The organism is Paenibacillus sp. HB172176 (genome assembly GCF_011947265.1).
GTDB lineage: Bacteria > Bacillota > Bacilli > Paenibacillales > Paenibacillaceae > Pristimantibacillus.
The window spans coordinates 385,426-404,891 of record NZ_JAATHD010000001.1 but is presented as its reverse complement, the minus strand read 5'-3'; the positions used below and the strand labels follow the sequence as shown (position 1 = coordinate 404,891).

13 protein-coding genes and 1 riboswitch are annotated in these 19,466 nt (G+C 51.7%); of the genes, 9 read left to right on the top strand and 4 right to left on the bottom strand.

Annotated elements, in window-relative coordinates; all coding sequences use genetic code 11:
• Window positions 1-13 precede the first annotated feature (13 nt).
• On the bottom strand, window positions 14-541 hold the full coding sequence (locus HFP08_RS01600; RefSeq protein ID WP_168118752.1) for a MerR family transcriptional regulator: 528 nt from the start codon (window positions 539-541) through the stop codon (window positions 14-16).
• 146 nt (window positions 542-687) lie between these two features.
• Here HFP08_RS01600 and HFP08_RS01595 point away from each other — a divergent pair, with 146 nt between their 5' ends.
• Window positions 688-1,545 carry an SDR family NAD(P)-dependent oxidoreductase gene (locus HFP08_RS01595; RefSeq protein WP_168118904.1) on the top strand — a complete coding sequence of 286 codons (858 nt, stop codon included), beginning with the start codon at window positions 688-690 and terminating at the stop codon, window positions 1,543-1,545.
• 75 nt (window positions 1,546-1,620) lie between these two features.
• Here the strand turns inward: HFP08_RS01595 and HFP08_RS01590 are convergent, their stop codons facing one another.
• Entirely contained in the window at window positions 1,621-8,121 is a 6,501-nt protein-coding gene (locus tag HFP08_RS01590) for an RHS repeat-associated core domain-containing protein (RefSeq protein ID WP_168118751.1), read from the bottom strand.
• Window positions 8,122-8,247: 126 nt separating this feature from the next.
• On the opposite strand from HFP08_RS01590, the gene HFP08_RS01585 reads away from it, so the two are divergent.
• The 8 genes from HFP08_RS01585 (at window position 8,248) to HFP08_RS01550 (ending at window position 16,457) form a co-directional block, all read left to right on the top strand.
• Window positions 8,248-8,934, top strand: coding sequence for a response regulator transcription factor (locus tag HFP08_RS01585; protein WP_168118750.1), 687 nt, complete (start codon window positions 8,248-8,250; stop codon window positions 8,932-8,934).
• Window positions 8,931-10,058 carry a sensor histidine kinase gene (locus HFP08_RS01580; RefSeq protein WP_168118749.1) on the top strand — a complete coding sequence of 376 codons (1,128 nt, stop codon included), beginning with the start codon at window positions 8,931-8,933 and terminating at the stop codon, window positions 10,056-10,058. Before HFP08_RS01585 ends, HFP08_RS01580 begins: the two co-directional genes overlap by 4 nt.
• A 76-nt stretch (window positions 10,059-10,134) precedes the next feature.
• Entirely contained in the window at window positions 10,135-12,204 is a 2,070-nt protein-coding gene (gene wsfD / locus HFP08_RS01575; RefSeq protein WP_168118748.1) for a glycan biosynthesis hexose transferase WsfD, read from the top strand.
• Window positions 12,205-12,304: 100 nt separating this feature from the next.
• The gene (locus HFP08_RS01570; RefSeq protein ID WP_168118747.1) at window positions 12,305-13,306 is read left to right on the top strand and encodes an EAL domain-containing protein; all 1,002 of its coding nucleotides are present in this window, start codon (window positions 12,305-12,307) and stop codon (window positions 13,304-13,306) included.
• 46 nt (window positions 13,307-13,352) lie between these two features.
• A complete protein-coding gene (locus HFP08_RS01565) occupies window positions 13,353-14,120 on the top strand; it encodes a prolipoprotein diacylglyceryl transferase (protein ID WP_168118746.1) in 768 nt (255 codons plus the stop codon).
• Window positions 14,117-15,553 (top strand): radical SAM protein, encoded by a 1,437-nt coding sequence (locus HFP08_RS01560; RefSeq protein ID WP_168118745.1) that lies wholly within the window; start codon window positions 14,117-14,119, stop codon window positions 15,551-15,553. Before HFP08_RS01565 ends, HFP08_RS01560 begins: the two co-directional genes overlap by 4 nt.
• Window positions 15,546-15,860: a hypothetical protein gene (locus HFP08_RS01555; protein WP_168118744.1), complete on the top strand. Its 315-nt coding sequence runs from the start codon at window positions 15,546-15,548 to the stop codon at window positions 15,858-15,860. Before HFP08_RS01560 ends, HFP08_RS01555 begins: the two co-directional genes overlap by 8 nt.
• 51 nt (window positions 15,861-15,911) lie before the next feature.
• Window positions 15,912-16,457: a DUF1697 domain-containing protein gene (locus HFP08_RS01550; RefSeq protein WP_168118743.1), complete on the top strand. Its 546-nt coding sequence runs from the start codon at window positions 15,912-15,914 to the stop codon at window positions 16,455-16,457.
• Window positions 16,458-16,558: 101 nt separating this feature from the next.
• On the opposite strand, the gene HFP08_RS01545 is transcribed toward HFP08_RS01550, so the two are convergent.
• Window positions 16,559-17,629, bottom strand: a complete 1,071-nt coding sequence (locus tag HFP08_RS01545) for a GNAT family N-acetyltransferase (protein ID WP_168118742.1) — start codon at window positions 17,627-17,629, stop codon at window positions 16,559-16,561.
• 48 nt (window positions 17,630-17,677) lie between these two features.
• A riboswitch (ZMP/ZTP riboswitch) is annotated at window positions 17,678-17,759 on the bottom strand.
• 83 nt (window positions 17,760-17,842) lie between these two features.
• Window positions 17,843-19,306, bottom strand: coding sequence for a methyl-accepting chemotaxis protein (locus HFP08_RS01540; protein WP_168118741.1), 1,464 nt, complete (start codon window positions 19,304-19,306; stop codon window positions 17,843-17,845).
• Window positions 19,307-19,466 lie beyond the last annotated feature (160 nt).

The following is a 19,466-nucleotide window of genomic DNA, read 5'->3' as shown; positions in this document are numbered from 1 at the left end:
GCAAGCTCCATGCTCAACCGCTGTTCTCTTCGCTGACAGCAGTCCCCTTATGAGACGACTCTCTCCCTTTGTTTAGCACGGGAAAATAACTTCTCTCCTTGAAAGACGCCGGCTCCCGCTTCCTTCCGCCCATCCGGGATGCGCCGCCCGCTTGATGCTCAACCGAACAGTCTTTTCGAAAGGTTGTTTCCTCCAGCTTCATGTCAATAAAATCGACGACCTGCTGCAAAGAACGAATTTGGCTTTGAATATTTTCGCGATGGCTCCTCAACTGCTCCATCAACTCGGGATATTCGGCAGGATCGGTATCGGCGGTGATTCCGAGAAAAGGCCGCATTTCCTCCAGCGGCAGCCCCGTCTTTTTCAAACAAGATATCAGACGAATCCTGTCGATGTCTTCCTGCCGATAGACGCGATGACCATTGCCATTTCGGTCTATGCGAGGCATGATCGCAATCTTTTCGTAATAGCGGAGTGTATCCTCTGAAACGCCAGTCTGCCTGGCTGTTTGTTTTATTGTGAATGTATGCTGTGTCTTCATCCTAATCCCTCCCAGGAATCACTTCTTCCCTGCATTATACAACCGTAAGTTGATGCCGAGTCAAGCATGGTCTTGACTTGGAGTCGACTCCAACCTGTAGGATTTGAATCATTCAAAACTATTTCATTAACTGGAGGAGACCCATGATGAACAAGAACCAACGTAAACCTGTCGCTTTAATTACGGGAGCAAGCTCCGGGATCGGGCTGGCATTGACCAGAAAATTATTGTCGGAGAACTGGGAAATCATTGCCATGAACCGGTCCGACTTTCCGAAGGACGATTCCAGTCTTCAAGAAGCCGTCAAAAGCGGAAGGCTCCGAGTTTATAAAACGACGGATCTCGCCGATTTTAAAAGCTTGAAAGCGACTTTGGAAGCGGTCAAAGACAAAGAGGATCGAATCGATATTTTGTTCAACAATGCCGGCGGTTCTTTTCCCGCACTCGTTTATTCAAGCCAGGGACGCGAAAAGCACTATGAATTGATGACCGTCGTTCCGTATATCATTCTAATGGAGCTAAAGGGGTTAGTGCAAAACGGCAAATTAAGAACGGTCATTAATACTTCATCCTCCGCGCTAAAATTTACAAAGTCTCTTACTATCGACATTTTGGAGCATCCTCCGACCTTCCGCAAGCTGCTTGGTCCCTACGCCGCCTCCAAGCTGGCGCTTTCGCTTTGGACCGAGGCGATCGCGTCGGAGCTTGCCGAAGACGACATTAAAATCTATAGTATTGATCCCGGCGGCAACAATACGTTGAGAAAAGGAAAAAAATCCGGATTGCCCCCTTTGGTTAAAATGCTGATGAAGCTGTTTTTCTCTCCGCCAGCCCACGGAGCCAATAAGCTGTACGAAGGTGCCCTTGGAGAACATCGGCATCCGACAGGCGCATTTTTGCTAAAAGGTCAACCTGCCAATTTAAAATTTAAAGATCAGGCACATCCCGTTTTGGAAAGAGTGAAAACGATTTATGAAAACGAATATGTACAGCATCATCAGTAAGATTCCTGCCAAAATAACCGAATCTCATACAAAAAACAGGCAACCCTGCCTTACCGGATTGCCTGATTCCCGCTATCAACCAAAATCGTAAATCTGCAGCCTTTCATTCTTCGGAAGCGCCCATGATTTCGTCAGAGAATCCGCGATCTTATTATAGATGATGCCGGTCGATTTGCTCGCCGCGGCGCTCATGCCATAGAAGTTCTTCGCGCCATATTCGCCGAATTTCCCGAACAGCTTGGCACCTCCGGCCCGGGCGAGTACGTTGACCGGCTGCACGGCAAGCTTGGCGCCGTAGGCGAACCCGTCATCCCGCACGCCCGCGGCCTGCCCCGCCGCATATTTGGCTCCCGCGATCGGCGCCTTCACTCCTGCGCCGAACACGAGCGCGGGAAATTCATAAAACTTGGCGCTCGTAATATACGCAGTCGATTTCACCTGAAATTCGATGCCCGCGGCTCCTGTACCTGGGAGCATCAGATCCGCTTGCGCTCTCGTATCCGTGATCCAAATATCCTTCTTGCTCGTTTTGAACAACAGATTTCTGCCCGCCCAGGAGTCGCGTACAAACGCCGGCGTAATGGCGCTCAGCACTTCCTTGCTGAACACCGCTCCGATCAGGGCTCCTTCGGCTGCATCGATGCTGAAGTCGATTAACACGCGCTTCCATTCCAGCGCCTCATCGGACCCGGCTGCGCCCGAGATGCCGTTGGTCACCATGCCGAAGGCCGGCGTGAAGACCATATTGATAGCCATCGAACCGCCTATGCTTTCCGCTGCCATAAAGCCCTCCGCAGGCAATGCCGAAGGCAGCGCCGCCCCCATCAAAGCCAGACCGACACCGGCTGTGATTAGTCCCGCGACTTGCATCCCTTTATTGTCCGTTACGGTTCCCGCTACATACAAGCCGACTCCGGTCGCGGTCAATATCGCCCCGACGCCCACGATGAGCGCTACGATAAAATGTCCGGACGGATCGGTATACATCTCCGGCGATCGCGCCGCGTAGGCATAGCCGTTCGTGTCCCCGCCGGGCATGATCGAATCCGCGGTGATGAAGGCCGCCAAATTCGAATCATAATAGCGCGCATTGAAGTAATACAATCCCGTGGACTCGTCATACACTTGTCCCGTGTACCGCTGCGGGGGAAGCTTGCCTTCCGCTAGCGTCGTATTGCCGTAAGGCCCGTAGCCGCTCTTGCCGACCGCATGCCCCGAGCTGTCCGCCACGCGCACGACGGAGCCAAGATGATCTCTGAACAAGTAATACAGGTCGCCGTTTTGTTTCCATGCGAACGGGGTATTGCTTCCGTCGTAATAATAGCTGTTCGTTTCAAGGAGCGTCGATCCTTCGTACACCTCGTCATACTGAGGGAAGAAAGAATACGTTGTCCTTGTTCCTTCCGTTTTCTTCACACGCTGACCGGTGTAATCGTATGCTGCGCTGAAGATCGCCGTTCCGTTCTCGCTTACCTGCAAGAGCTGATTGTCGGCATTGTAGGAGAAGGTTCGGATGCCCGCGCCGTACACCGAGGACGCGACCGGCTGTACACCATAAAGCGTCGATGTTGTCGACTGCTCGCCGTACACCGTCATTCCTACAGTGAAATCGCCATACACCGCCGATACTATCGTCGGATCAACCGTCAGCGGAATGCGCGAGGTCATATTGCCATTCGCATCGTACGTGTACGCATAATCCCCGTCATTTGTGAGCGCATGGGTTTGCTTTCCTTCATAACTCATCGCCTGACCGTTCTTCTGCGTTAGATTATCCAAGGCATTATAGCTGAATTGATCGCTCGTGCCATCCGGATAGCTCTCCTGAATCAAGCGATTCAGAGGGTCGTAGAGCATCGTCTTGTCCGCGTTATCCTCGCTGCGATCATCGATCGAGGTAAGGTTATTGCCGCCGTCGAAGCCGTAACTCAGATCCAGATCGACGTCGCCCCCGCTCACCGACAGGTTGTTCAGCAAGTAGGAATAGCCCTCCGCCGGGCTGTCGTCGAAGCTCAGGTTCACCGTCGTGCCGTTCCCGTAGCGGAGCTCGGACACCGCGCCGTAGTCCGTGTAGCCAAAGGAGCTGAGAGACGCGCCATTCCTGGTAATCGAGGATAGATTTTGATAGCTGTACTCATGCTTCACAGCCTCCCCGTCGGGATAGACGACGCTCTGCGTGCGTCCCGTCACGTCATACGAATAGCGCAAGGCGCGCGTCAAGCCGTCTATCGTCCGCTGGAAGAGCGCCAATTGACCGTTTGCGCCATATTGGAACCGATCCATGCCGGACCCGTACGTTACAGTGGTCAGACGACCGATATTCGTCGATCCCGGCTGGACTTCGTCATACGTATAGACCACCGTGTTCGCATCGTCTCCGTCGTTGATTTGCTTCACTCGGTTCAAGGCGTCGTAGGACATGCGAATCGTCTGTCCCTTCGCATCCGTCGCGCTGATCAAGTTGCCGGCAGAATCATAATGATACGTCCAGCTGCCCCGATCCCCGTCGCGGAAGCTCGTTTGCCTGCCAAGCTGGTCATACTCCGCCGATGTCTCATTCCCTTCCTGATCGGTGATTTTCCCCAGCTGCCCCGTTCCGCTGTAGTAGGCGTAGCGCATCCAGCTGTAAGGCTTGCCCTTGGCAACCGCATCCTCTCCGTCATACTGCTCGACCTTGATAATGTTGCCCGCAAAATCGTAATAAGCGATCTTGTTGATCGCATTCGAGCCGTAATTCATCGTCTTCACCAGCAAGCCGTCCTGAATTACGGTCGATGTCTTGCCGTCGTAGTCCGTCAATCGCATCACGCCGCCGCGGCTGTCGGCATAGGTTTCCTGAGAGGTCATAGGCCGGGAAGCATCTCTCGTCGTGAACAGCATCGTATTCGTCTCATACGGAATGGACGTTTTCATCGAAATGACATGAGTCTCCTCATCGACGTGATAATAGGTATCGAGGGTTTGAAAGCGATTCTCGCCCTTCTGCGTCTTCGTCTGGATGACGCGCCCGAAGCCGTCCATATACTTCAGTATTCTGGTGCGATTGTCGTCGCCATACACCATCTGGACGGAGCGCCCGCTCATGGAATAGGTGATTGTCTCGTACAGATTATCCGCCGGCGGCACGGTTTCCGTCATTACTCGCGACAAGGGATCATAGGTGATTGTTGTCGTTAAGCCGTTAGCATCTATTTTCTTCACAGGCCTGCGCAAGAGATCGTAGGAGGTTTTCTCCGTTTGATTGAGCGCATTCGTGACCGAGATCGGCAAATCATGGTATTTCGCATTGTAGACCGTCGTTGTTCTCTGCCCGTTCGCGTCGGTCATGGACAGCGTATTGCCGAAGGCGTCATAGGTTTTCGTCCATAAGGTTGCCCAACTGTCGCCGTCCCTCTTCCGGCTCTCCGTAACCGTCCCTTGCAGGGGCGGCGCTCCCTCCTCCTGTCCGTCATAGAGGAAGAGGGATTGGTCCAGCGCCTGCCAAGCTCCTTCCGGCGTATATCCGGACTTTGTTATCATGTATGGGAACGATACGATGTAATCCTCCGTGTTATACAGATAGGCGGTTTCCAACGTGTAGGCTGGATTCTTCAAGGGATCCTGCGCGGTGTTCTTCACCTCCCTCAATTTCCCGTAAGGATCATATTCAAGCCTGGTATTCTTCACCTGCGTCACATTGCCGTAGAGATCGTATTGATAAGTCTCGGAATAGATATCCTCATGGCCGTTCGCGCTGTACGTATCATTCGTTTTTTCGTTCAAATAGAGCTGATCAATGCCCTCCGCGCTCGAATGGCCCCAAGCGTTTTGCACCTTCAGCACTTTAACCGGGGACCCGGTATCCTTGTTCAGCACAAAGCTGACGGTCTTGTCTACCAGGCCGTGATAGATCGCATCCTGCAAATAATACGTGATCACATAGCTGCCGTTCGGAGCGGTGACCTTGACCGACCCGTAGCCCAGATCGACCGCGTCCTTGGGAACACCCGGAATAATCTTGCCGTCTCGGTACTCGTATTGATAGCTGTACGCTTCGCCGTAGCCGTCATCATAGTCGATTTCCGTCACGACCTCGCGGCTCATGGTGTTCGTTATCGTCCCTTCCTTCTTTTCCGACGGAACGATCGCTCCCGGTGCATCCGCCGCAGTCGAGTAGGCAATCGTTGCGGAGCCTCCCATACTGTTAGTCACCTTCATCAATTTCGGAGCTGTATAATCGGTTGTGATCACTTCGAAATTAGAATCATAATTGTCGTTCGCCCAGTTTCCTTGCTCCTGGCGCAAAATATCCGATTTCCCGTCGCCGTTCACATCGACGAGAATCAATAAACTGCCGCTTTCCCCATCCGCTCCGTCTGCGCCCATAAAATGCGTGCCGGGAAACAGATTATCTTGACGGAAGGTTCCGTCGCCAAGCGAAATATAAATATTAAAGCTGTTTTTGTCGTCATCATCCCAGCCTTTTCTTTCCTGACGGAAAAAATCGGTCAATCCGTCGCCGTTAAAATCCGCCGGCATGATGAGAGCGCCCTTGTCATAGTTCAGATATTTCTGGTATTGCTCCCCGGCAGGCGTCACCATCCGGAAGGTGCCGTCCACCGAGGTTTGATCCGTTGCGAAATACACCTGAAACGTATCGACTTCATCCTTGGCCCAGTCTCCGTGCTCCTGGCTAATAAAATCCATCTTCCCGTCGCCGTTGAAATCGCCCGGAATGATATTCGCGCCGAGATCCGATCTCAGATATCTCTGATACTCCCTGTCGCTCGGCTCCACAATGTGAAACGTTCCGTCGATCGGCGTTTGATCCGCAGCAAAATAAATTTGAAAGGTATGATTATCATCCTTGGTCCACTTGCCCCGTTCCTGGCGGATGAAATCCATCCTTCCGTCTCCATTGAAATCGCCGGGAATGATTGCGGCGCCGGGATCGTATTTCAGTTTTATCTGATAATCATCCCCCTGCGGCTCCACAATGTGGAACGTGCCGTCCTCGGCCGTTTGGTCCGTGGCAAAATAAACCTGAAACGTATTGGCGTCATTATCATCCCAATCGCCATGCTCCTGGCGGATGAAATCCGTCCTGCCGTCACCGTTGAAATCGCCGGGAATAATGAAGGCGCCCTGGTTAGCCCTGAGATCATGCTGATATTCATCTCCCATCGGCCTTCGCTCGTTAAACGACCCGTCCACCCCTGTCTCGTCAATCGCGATAAACACTCTGAAATTAATGACGCCATCTATTTCATCGCGCTGCTGGAGGAAATCCGTCTTGCCGTCGCCGTTGAAATCGCCGGGGATGATCAACGCTTCGCTTGCTTTCAGATCATTGCGATCCTTTAATAATCGGGGCGACACAATACGATACGAGCCGTCCACCGCCGTTTGATCCGTGGCAAAATAAATCTGAATAATCGGGAACGCGGAGTCCCCCTCTGTCTTTCCGTATTCCTGACGTATAAAATCAATTCTTCCGTCCCCATTGAAATCGCCGGGGATGATTGCGGCGCCCCCCTTCGTCTTCGCGGCCAAGGCGTCCTGATAGGGATCATCCTTCTCCGGGGAGCCCGGCGCAAGCCGGGTCGCCGATACCGCTCCCCCATCATAGGTGAACGTATAAGGCGACATCGCCGTTACATTGTCGGAGCCGAATAGCTGCACGGAGGTAAGCAGGCTTACTGACGCTTGTCCGCCGTATGCATACTTTAGGCGATACGAGCTCATTTGCCGGCCGTTCACCTTCACGGTAATGGCCGTTATTCGCTTGGACATTTCCATCGGCGTCGGCACGTATTTCATGTAAGCATCGTCTCTTGCTTCGGTCTGAAACTCAATCGTTTTGAACATATTCAAATCATTGCCGACCGTATAAACAATTTCGGAAGGCGCGTAGTCAAAGTATGGGGCGCCTGCTTCAGCATATTTTACGACATACCCGTTGCCTCGAGCGTTCTGAACCAGGCTTTTCGACCACAGCAAGGCTTTGCCGTCCTTCCCAGCGGCGTCGATATGGCCGTCTTCCCCGGTTCCTTGATGGTAGATGGAATTGTAGCCGTAATAGACCTTCGTCCCGTCCGGCTGGGATACCTTCCAATAGGAAGAGTCGCTGTTCGGATTAACAAGCTCGAAGATCCAATGGACATCCCTCTGCGTCCGATACGTGCCGTCGGCCTTCTGAATCAACCGTTGTCCGTTGTAGAGATAATGATCCCTATCGTCGAAGTTGATCTCATACGACGGATCGCGATTGATGGCGTCGAGCCCCGAGATCGTCCATCCCTGTCCGAGCAATCCGTCGCGAATATTGGAGTCGTAGTTCAGCGAAAGCTTCGGCTGCATTAAGTCGGTCCCCGGCGGAAGCTCGATTGGAATGCTGTATTGGAACGATCCACTGGAGCTGACCCCGCCCATCTGCGGCATCGCTTCGATTTCCGAAGGAGTCGGCTCTCCTCCCGAACCGCCGTCCGGCGCAGCCGCCTCTACCCGAGGGGCGAAGTTGTCCTGCAACATAAACGAAGCGAATATCGCTATCGTCAGTATCATGCTTATTGTTTTCTTGAACCTTATCAGCAACATAATCAGATCTCCTTATCGATTTAATGAAGGTGATGCTTCTCCTCAGTTTAATTCATAAATGTCGAGATCTTATGCAGATTGCAGTATAATTTCAGAGAGAGACTAACCGGAAAAGATGTGATGGGAATGGAACTGAAATTGTTGCTTGTGGAGGACGAACCGGACATGCTTGAGGAGATGAACACCTGTCTAAGGCGCGAGGGATTTAGGGTATTGACCGCCTGCACCGGCAAGGAAGCGCTCGTCCTTGCCAGGTCTGAGCATCCCCATGTCGTGATACTGGATTGGATGCTCCCGGAGAAAAACGGCATAGACGTGTGCCGCGAAATCAGACAATTCTCGCATTGCGGCATCATTATGGTGACGGCTCGCTCCGATGAATCGGATAAAATCCGCGGTCTGGAGATCGGCGCCGATGATTATCTGACAAAGCCGTTCAGCTTGCGGGAGCTCGTTACGCGAATCCGGGCTTTGCTTCGCCGCTTGCGCGGGCCTGAAGACAAGCCTGCATTCCTGCAAAGAGACAATCTGATCATCTCCGAGGCCAAATGTCAGGTATTCGTGGACGATCAGGAGATTCAACTGACACCGACGGAATTCAAAATTTTGTACACGCTGGCTGCGCATCCCGGCATCGTGTTCAGCCGACTGCAATTATTAAAAATGGCGCTTGCGGATGAATATATGGGCTACGAAAGAACGATAGATTCCCATATTCGAAATCTTCGCCGCAAGCTGCGAGACGATTCAACCCATCCTCGATACATTCAAACGGTGTACGGCTTCGGTTATCGCTTCGGTGAACGGCCATGAAGCCGACCGTACGCCAAAAAATATTTCTGTTCATGGGGCTGCTCGTCTTCCTTACAGGAAGCGCCTATTCCTTTGGCAACCGGGTCAGCCTGGAAGCCTTGTTCGATCAATTTCGTGAGGAAGAAATGAGCACCGCATTCGCAGAGGCCTCGCCCGCCGATCAAATCGAGCTGTTGAAAACGTACGTTATCGGCCATATGAAGCTATTATGGCTGGCAAAGTGGGGGATTTTCATAGCCGTCGGCTTATTCTTCAGTCTATGGGTTTCCGGAATTCTGACACGTCCGCTGCGAAAGCTCATCGCCGCTATCGAACGCGTCACCGGAGGAGATCTGGAGGTGAGCGTTCCCGTGCAGTCGAACGATGAATACGGGAAGGTTATTCAAACCTTCAACGATATGACGCAGCGCTTGAGGGAGGCCGAGGATGCGCGCAAAAAATTGATGGCCGATTTCGCCCACGAATTTCGCACGCCGCTGTCCATCATGCAGCTTAAGCTTGAAAATTATCAGCAGGCCGGTCATCATGTTCCGCCGGAAATGCTTCGGATTCACGATGAAGTGATTCGGCTCAGCCTGCTGGTCAACGATCTGCAAACCCTGTCGCTTGCAGAAGCAGGCAAGCTGTCGCTCGATCGCAAACCGCTTGATCTGTCGGCGCATCTTGAACAAATCATAGACGATGTGAAGTACGAAGCAGAAGAAAACGGAATAGAGTTCCGCCTCTCCACGACTGCAAGGCCGGTATTCGTTAGCGTCGATGCCAGAAGAATGACGCAGGTGTTCATCAATTTGTTGACGAATGCCATTCGTTATACGCCCCAAGGGGGCAAAATCTCGGTTGTGATTGAAGACGAGGTCGCAGAGCAGCATGCCGTCTATACCTGCGTCTCCGTAGTCGATACCGGCATCGGCATTCCGGCCGAAGAGCTGGAGCGCTTGTTCGATCGTTTCTATCGCGTGGAGAAAGCCCGTCCGCATACAGGCGGAACAGGGCTGGGATTGTCGATCACTCATCAATTCGTCAAAGCCCACGGCGGATTCATCCGCGTTATGAGCGAGCTTGGACAAGGCACGACCTTCACCGTTTATTTGCCTGTAAATAAGGATAACGCCCCGGCTTAATGTTTACTTCGAGTCCATTATGGGCACAGCTTATGAATACCGTCTCTCATCTTAAGAGCATCAAGGAGCGATATTCGTGCTGAACGCCAACAGGATTCGCAGCGCCGCTTTGTATCTTATTATTTTGTCCGTCGTCTCCGTGCTGATCTATGTGCCAGGCGCGATCGGACTCGCCGACAATTTTGATTTCGACCGAACACTGAACGCTTTTGGACTGTCCTCGCTGAGCGGAATTAACTTCTGGAGCGCTGAATTTCAATATGGAATCGCCAATCCTGCCAGCGTTTGGCAGTATTTCAGGAATATCTTTCTTCCCGTGAAGGACAATCCCCAGCATTATTATTCCACGCAATTTATATTTACGAAGATTGCGCTTTTCCTGAACGCCTTAGTCAACAAGCTGACACATCATGCTCCCGGCCTGTTTCATCTCGTTTTTCAAACCGTGCAGTATATAATGATTTACTCCATTTCCCTGTTTTTGTTTTTGAAGGAGAAATGGAGGGACGGCGCATACGCCGACCTTGCCGTTAAGGCTGTTTTTGCCGCGATCTTTCTGGATTGCGGTTATTTGGTCTATTTCAATTCCTTCTTCGGGGAGGCAACAACGCTTATTTTCCTGCTTTTGTCCTTCGTCTTGCTGTTATATCTGGAGAGGAACAAGAGGAGCTATTGGGTCTATATGAGCCTGATCCTGTCGCTCTTCCTATTCTCCGGCTCCAAATCCGCCAACTTTCCCAGCGCCTTGCTTCTCTGTATTCCGCTTCTCTTCTGCGCAATCAAATATGAAGGCCTGCGCAAAAAAATCATCATCTGCGTTTCCGTCTTCGCGATGCTTCTCGCAGTCTACAGCTATGTGCGATTAATTCCTCAATGGATGAAGGACGACACCGACTTTCAAGCCGTTTATTTCGGCGTTCTCTACAATAATCCTTCGCCTGCGCAAGCCGCCGAGCAATTGGGTTTGCCGCGGGAGCTCTCCCGGTTCGAATCCATGAACGCCTACAATTGGAAATCGTTAACGTCGGCTGAGCGGGAGGAAACGATTCAGACCTTGTTCCAGGGTCGTTTAAGCCAAGCGGATATTATTCGCTATTACTTCGCGCATCCCGCCTTTTTCGCGCAAAAACTGGATACAAGCGCCGAGGCCTCTTTGCCCCTCAGACCCACTTATTTAACCAATATTCATCTGGATAAGCGGCAAGCGGACTTGTTGTTCGATGACCGGTTGAATATCTGGGAGAGCATCAGAAAGCAATTTTCGGGCCATGCTTCCCTGTTCCTATGCCTTATCTTGATCTTGTCTGTCGTAAATCTAGCAGTCCTGCTGCGGAGAAAGACCGGCTTGTACAGCATCCTGCTGCGGCTGGCACTGCTGGGAGCTTCCGCAGGGCAATTCGTTGTCCCGATGTTGAAAAACGGAAACGCCGATCTGCAGAAGCATATGTTTCTGTTCAACGTGCATGTGGATATTCTGATCATTCTGTTGCTGCTCGATAATCTTGATTTCAAGAGCCGAATATTTAGACGGGCAGGCATTGCCGCCATCCTATTCTTGTTTGCGATTGCCTTGCATTCGAGCAAACCTCAGACGCTAAGCTTCGGCCGCATAGACGGGAAGCCCATTGAGTGGTATGTATTGGAGGAGCGGGGCGATTCTGTGAAGGTGATTGCGAAGGACGCCTTATATGTCGGTGCGTATGATGACAGTTCTAACGATTATACAACAGCAAGCATTCATGATAGCTTGAACGAGCGTTATAAGGAATGGTTTTCGCAAGAGGAGCGGAATCGAATTCAAAAAGAGAAATATACCGCGATATGCAGCGACGATTCTTTGCGGCAGGCCGATGCCGGAGATCGCCCACACTACTTCTTCTCGCCAATCAAATATGCGGATCAGGACAGTCATCGGGCATTCCGTAATAGCTATTCAGCTTATCTTGCCTTGCCTTCGGTGGATGATGTGAAGCTGCTTTTCGACAAGTTCAGGACCGCTTCCGTATTGCCCGTCGATTATTGGCTCTCCACCCCCTATTACAGCAGCGCCGATAAGGCGCGAATCGTCTCTTCGGATTATCAGGTCTATCACCGCAAGGTCAATGCCGTCCTGGGGGTGCGGCCGGTGATGTGGGTTAAGCTGTAAGCGAATCTCTAGTCATTCGACAAAAAGATTGGTATAGTAATTGTGCATCTGTCATCCATGCATACTTATCAGCTGACCACTCGACATGAGGAGTGAACACATGCAGTCATGCAATTGTTTTCAAACAGAAATGAGCTATATCATTTCAATTAACGATGCCACGAGCATAAAGATCTTATTGCAAATTAAAGATTATTTGCAAGCGAAAGGTTGGTTAATCAAACTTCAAGCTAACAAAGTTCAACTTCGAGAAGAAGGAATCATGGACTTTTATGATTTTTGTCAAGACCACATGGCTATCGATCAACTAACATTCAACACGTCAGGCCATGAAGATTCTCGTCCTTTTCATATGATCACCGAAGTATTAGAGGCTCGTTGGGTTGATTCCATAGTTCATAATCAACAAATCGAATCATGGGCGCAAAAGATTGTCGACGCAAACGGCATCACCTGCGCTCATGAACTATTGTCGCGTTTCATCCAGCCTGACGGGACGAGAATATCTCCCCTTGATGTGTTTGCCGCGGCAAAGCTTCGCAATCGATTATATGCCTTGGATCGCATGTGTCGAATGCAAGCCGTAAGACAGGCGGTTCATTTGCCCAATAAAATATTTATCAATTTTATCCCCACATCCATCTATTCACCGCAGCATTGTCTTCAGTCTACCATCGCTTTATCCCGGGAACTCGGAATAGATCCAACCAAATTTGTATTTGAAGTTGTAGAAACCGAATATGTGGAAGATTTGGAGCATCTGAAGCGCATTCTTGCCTATTACACCAATCAAGGCTTTAACTACGCGTTGGATGATGTGGGTGAGGGCTTCAGCACTATCGAATTGTTGCACGAGATCAAACCGCATTATATGAAGCTTGACAAAAAATTCGTACACGGGGTTTCTGCGGATTGCTCCAAACAGAAAGTAGCCATTCAATTTCTGCAGGCCGCCACAGAAATTCATGCCGTTCCATTGGCTGAAGGAATCGAGCAAGCAGAGGATTTCGAATGGTTGAAGGCAAGGGGATTTCAATTATTTCAAGGATATTTGTTTGGAAAGCCCGAGCCTATACAAGAGCTTAAACAGGATTATTTGTAAGGACAGCGAATTGTTATACAAATGACATAAGAAACGAGAGAACAAAATGACCTTCCCTGTTTGGATCGATCTCGGCTTTATCAAGCTGCATCCCCATGCGGTGTTTGAGGCTCTGGCTTATTTTATCGGCTTCAGGGTGTATCTCTACACGCGAAGCAAGGACAAGCTTCCCATCGTGCAAGGCATGTGGATTGTTGTCGCCGCCATTCTGGGAGCCGCCATTGGCTCCAAAGCGTTGTATTGGCTGGAGGATCCGGCGAAGACGATTGACAACTGGCGAAGCTATACCTATCTCATGGAGGGCAAGACCATCGTCGGCGGTTTGCTCGGCGGACTAATTGCCGTGGAGTGGACGAAGAAGCGCATTGGCGTCACGCATTCCACAGGAGACGACATGGCGCTGCCTCTTATGCTTGGCATGTTCATCGGACGCATCGGCTGCTTCCTGACCGGGCTTGACGATCATACCTACGGCACGGCAACCTCGTGGATAACGGGCGTTGACTTCGGCGACGGCCTCCACAGGCATCCGACCCAATTGTACGAGATGGCTTTCCTGCTCCTGCTCGGAATCATGCTCTATCGTTGGAAGAAGAGCGCGGCATTGCCCGACGGAGCCATCTTCCAGCTCTTCATGGCGGGCTATCTCTCGTTCCGCTTCGCCGTCGATTTCATCAAGCCGACTCCCCATGTCTATTGGGGACTGAACAATATTCAACTGGCTTGCCTGGCAGGCCTTATCTATTACTTTGCTTTGATCGCGAAGTGGCTGAAACCACGGATACGCTCACACAGGAAGGAGCTGCAGAGATGACAACGAAAAACAGACCTTATATTTTTTACGAGCTAACGAACAGCATTTGTTCGAAATGCCTGCGCAAGGTCGAGGCGAAGGTGATCATTGAGGACAACCAAGTATTTCTGCTCAAATATTGCGGTCAGCACGGACGCGAGAAGGTGCTCATCGCAAGCGACGCCGATTATTATAAGAAATGCCGCGAATTTCTGAAGCCTGCGGAGATGCCGCAGCACTGGAACACGCCTATTCGTTACGGCTGCCCTTATGATTGCGGGCTCTGCCCCGACCATGAGCAGCATAGCTGTCTGACATTGCTGGAGGTAACGGACCGCTGCAATCTGCAATGTCCGATATGTTATGCGGAATCCTCTCCGCACAGCGGCTCGTGGCGCTCGTTGGAGCAGATCGAGTTCATGCTCGACGCGATCGTCCGCAATGAGGAAGAGCCCGACATTGTGCAGATCAGCGGCGGCGAGCCTACGATTCACCCGAATTTTTTCGAAATATTGGATCTTGCCAAGAGCAAGCCGATCAAGCATATTATGGTGAACACGAACGGTCTTCGCATTGCTCAGGATCGCAGCTTTGTTAAGCGACTCGCCGAGTATATGCCCGGCTTCGAAATCTATCTGCAGTTCGACAGCTTTGAAGAGGAGGCTTTGCGCGAGCTTCGAGGCGTTGATTTGCGCGATGTTCGCCGCAGAGCTTTGGAGCATTTGAACGAATTCAACATATCGACCACGCTGGTCGTCACGCTGAAGAAAGGCTTGAACGATCATGAGATCGGCGACATCATTCAGTTCGGATTGCAGCAGCCCGCCGTGCGCGGCGTCACCTTCCAGCCGATCCAAGCGGCGGGACGGCTCGAGGATTATGATCCGGCCAAGGATCGCTTAACCCTTAGCGAGGTGCGCCAAGGCATTATCGACCAATCCGGGATCTTCCGCGCGGAGGATATCATTCCCGTGCCCTGCCATCCCGATTGCCTGGCGATGGGCTACGCTTTGAAGCTTGGCGGAGAAGCGCTGCCGCTTACCGGACTGATGGACCCGGAGGTATTGCTGGAAGGCGGCCGCAACACGATTGTATTTGAACAAGATCAGACGCTGAAGTCCAAAATATTCGAGCTGTTCTCGACCGCCCACTCGCCCGCTTCATCCGCTTTGTCGCTGAAGAATTTGCTCTGCTGCTTGCCGATGGTAGCCGTGCCGGATAACATCAGCTATGACAATGTGTTCCGCGTCATCATTATGCAATTTCTGGATCCGTATAATTTCGATGTGCGCTCCGTCAAGAAATCCTGCGTTCATATCGCGCATCCCGACGGACGAATTATTCCGTTCGACACGTACAATATGTTCTATCGGAGCGAGGAGCAGGAGAAGAAGCTGGCCGAGTTGAGAGAGGAATTCGACATGCGCCCGGGAGGAGGGAATACCCATGGATGACATGGATGAAATGAATGAAGAGAATCAGGAGCGGCTCGATGCGTCTCCTTCGGGCAAATCGTCCCATCACATCAGGCAGGTGCTGCTCGGCATGGGTCTGCTTGCCCTGCTGCATTTGCTCCTGTTCCTGTTTCCGATTGCCTTCTTCTTTATCGGCATTGCACAGATTGTCTATCTGCTGCCCGCCGCCCTTATTCTCCGAGAGAGAACTGGTATCGTCCAAGGCTTGCTGATTGGCGCTGGCATAACGTTTCTGCTGAATGCAGCTTGCTTCGGTCTTTTGATTAGCGGGAACTTTTCTTTATGAGGGGCAAATGAAACGAATTCATTCTAATCTGATTCTACTGGAGGGATTACGATGGTATATATCGCTTTGCTGCGAGGTATTAATGTAGGCGGCAATAACAAGATTGATATGAAGCAATTGAAGCTCACGTTCGAGGAGCTCCACCTTGCGAACGTGAAGACGTACATCAACACGGGCAACATTATATTCACGGATGACTCCCATCCCGTGCAGGAGCTGAGCGGGATGCTGGAAGCCGCTATTGAACGTGATTTCGGCCTTTCCATCAAGGTGATGATTCGCTCAATCGACGAGATTAAGGTCATCATGGAGGAGCTTCCCGAGAGTTGGACGAACGACACCGCCATGAAGAGCGACGTGCTCTATCTTTGGGATGAGATCAACAACGAGTCGGTGCTGGAGCAATTGCTTATTAAGCCAGATATAGACCGGGTCATCTACGTGAACGGCGCGATTCTCTGGTCCTACGATAGAGAGAACGCGAACAAGAGCGGCATGAACAAAATCATCGGAACGAAGGTATACCGCAAAGTAACCGTCCGCAACGTCAACACCGCGCGCAAGATTTACGAGCTGATGCTGGCGGCAGAGAGCTAAGAACCTCTCAGCCGGTACCGTTTTTGAAGCTGCACCGTTGAAAATCTGCGCTGGAGCTTCGGACGCCATTTGTGCTGGAAACCAGCTCTATTTCAACCTTCTCAGCATTCCATCTCATACAAGTTAGCGCTCCAGCCTTTGCCTTCCACTCTTGCGAGACAGCGAAAGCCCTGATCGAGATAATACTGGTTCAAAGCCGGGTTATCCGCCATACAGTCCAATCTAAGCCAACTCTTTCCTCTTCCCTTAATGTGCAGCCTTGACCATGTCAGCAATCTCCGGCCGATTCCCAGGCCGCTTAGCTTGCGAGAGACGGCCAAGCGATGAACATACCCCGCATTGTGGTGATTCCGCTCGCCCCATACGGCTGCATCCTCCCACTCAATGGAGAAACAAGCGACAAGCTCGCCTTGCATGCAAGCGACGAACACCTCCTTCTCACGAAGGAAATCCTGCACGTATCTCTCTGTAAAGGTCTCTTCCCTCCACTGGTTGACGCCTCTCTCTTCGCAAATCCATCTGGATGCCTCTCTATATAACTGAATAATATCGGCCGCATCCTCTGCCCGGGCGACTCTAATCTCTAACGCCTCCGACCAACGATACTCCAGCCTCGAGGCCGTCTCGATCGCTCTCTGTTCCCCGCAGAGCCGGGAAACAGCATGAAGCGCCGCGTCGAATCCGGTCGTGACGCCTCCGGACGTTATAACCTTCCCGTTGTCCACATAACGGACTTCCTCTGCAATCATTGCATCCGAAGGCAGCAGCTCCCGCAATAAATCGAAGGCTCGGCGATTCGTTGTTACCTTCAACCCGTTCAGAAGACCAGCCTTCGCCAGCAGCAGCGCTCCTGTGCACACCGACAATATCATCTCAGCGCCTTCTGCCGAGCATCGAATCCAATCGATAACTGCGGCATGATGAATCATCGCTCTTGAGCCTAATCCTCCCGGCACGATCAGAATATCAGCCTTCGGGCAATCATTGAAGCTGTACTTAGGAAGAATGGTTAAGCCGCTTACCGTATTCAGGGGCTCTTGCTTCTCTCCCACTGTGTACACATGGAACACACCTTCCCGGCCGGCCAGCCCGAATACATCAAAAGGCCCGACGAAATCCAGCAAATCAACCTTCTCATACACGAGTACTGCCACATTCCTCTTTCCGTTCATCCCAATCCGCTCCTTTTAATAAAAAAAAGCACTTGATCAAATGACCAAATACTTTGCCCAGGCGAACGGCTATTATGAAAGCTGCGCTCCCCCGTAGTAATCTACGTTTTCGCCAGTCACGCAGCCCTTGCATTCCATTCATTATATTCAGAATTATTCGTCAAATTCAAGTCCTTTATTTCAGAAAATTCAAGTATATGTATATCCCTTCTTTTATGACTCGTTCATCCATGCATTCGCCGCGTCCATGGCTGCTTTGAACTTCTGCCTGCCAACAGTGGTCAACCCTTCCAAGGCTTTGTCGTACTCCCCAGCCAGTACCCAGCTCACATTGCGGCTCTTGGCCTCGTCGAACGCCGTCCAGGCGTTCTTAACGCTGCGTAATCCGGCTTGATCAAGCTCTGAATAAGACTTGCGTTCAAGCAGATTCAGACGCTCGGCAAGTCTTCCTTCCGCTTCCAATCTCTTATCATTCCAGGCTGCGGCTTCTGACGGGTTTCTGGACTCTACCATGGACAGCATAATCGCCCGAACGCCCATCGCTTCCATCGCCCACTCATCCACTTCCTTCAGTAAGGGATGGGAGCCAGCGCCGTCAGGAAGCTTGAACTGGGAAACAGTTGAGCGAAGCGCAAGACTCTGGTCAGCGGCTATGGCCAAGTGCTCATTTAATCGAACGATGCTCGACAGTTGAACCTCCGCCGACGCAAGCACCTCCTCGCTGCCCGCGGCGGCTTGCTGAATCATCGCCGAGGTCTGGTTGACGGCATCCGTCACAACGAGAGTGCCGTCCGTAATGCCTTGCAGCCTGTCGTCAATCTCCGCCATTCGTTTTGTGAGTCCGTCCAGGAATGCTGCAACGGCGTTCGACGTTTCGACTGCGTTGCCCATCGTTTCTCTCCCGTTGCCGACAGCTTCCTTCATGCGGAGAAAAGAGCTCTCAAGTGCCGACTTGCTCGAATCGATCTTGCCGATGGAAGCGTATATGCCCTCCGTTTCGTGTCGCGATTGCTCTGCAAGCCTCGATATTTCCCTGGCGACGACAGCGAACCCCTTGCCCGCCTCCCCAGCGCGAGCCGCCTCAATATTGGCATTCAGCGCTAGAAGCTTCGTCTGATCCGAGATATCTCCAATCAGCTTGGCTATTCCGCTCATCTCCGCCAGCGCTTCTTCCAACTGCATCATCTTCTGCTGCGTCGTTTCGCTTTCCGCCGTAATATCACGCATCCGCTCCGTAGCCGCCAGCATATCGTTCCGATTGCGGACAGCTTCCGCCGCGTAACGCCTCGCCTCTTCTACCAGAGCCGAATTACTGACCTTTACTTCCTTCAAATGTCCGCCGATACGACCAATTTCATCGGCCATCTCCCCTGCGTGAACGGAGGCGTTCTGCATCCCTTCCGACATTTCCCGTATTGTCGTGGTGACGCCGTGCACTTGCTCCGTAACCAGAGCCGACCGCTCCCTCATTGCCGTCGCCTTCTCTTGCAATTCCCTGGACGCGCGATCAATAATGCGAACCAGCGCCTTCAAGCTTCCCGCCGTTCGTTCAAGCGTTGCGGCGAGCAGAGATTTGCCTTTCATTCTCTTGCTCTCCTCTGTAAAATCCCCCGCCGCCACGCGCTCCATGCCTTCTCTGATCTTGCGATACTCAGACGCCCCCATAATTCTCAGCATAATGCTTCCCCCTTCTTAAAGAGCCGAGCGAAATAACTAAAATGTGAAAAAGCCCTGCGCAAGCTCAAACAACAGATGAAATCTGTCGATTGCAGCTAGCCAGGGCTCCGTTGCCCGCCGATGTCATATCCGCGTAAATACCTTTTCGCATATGTTAACT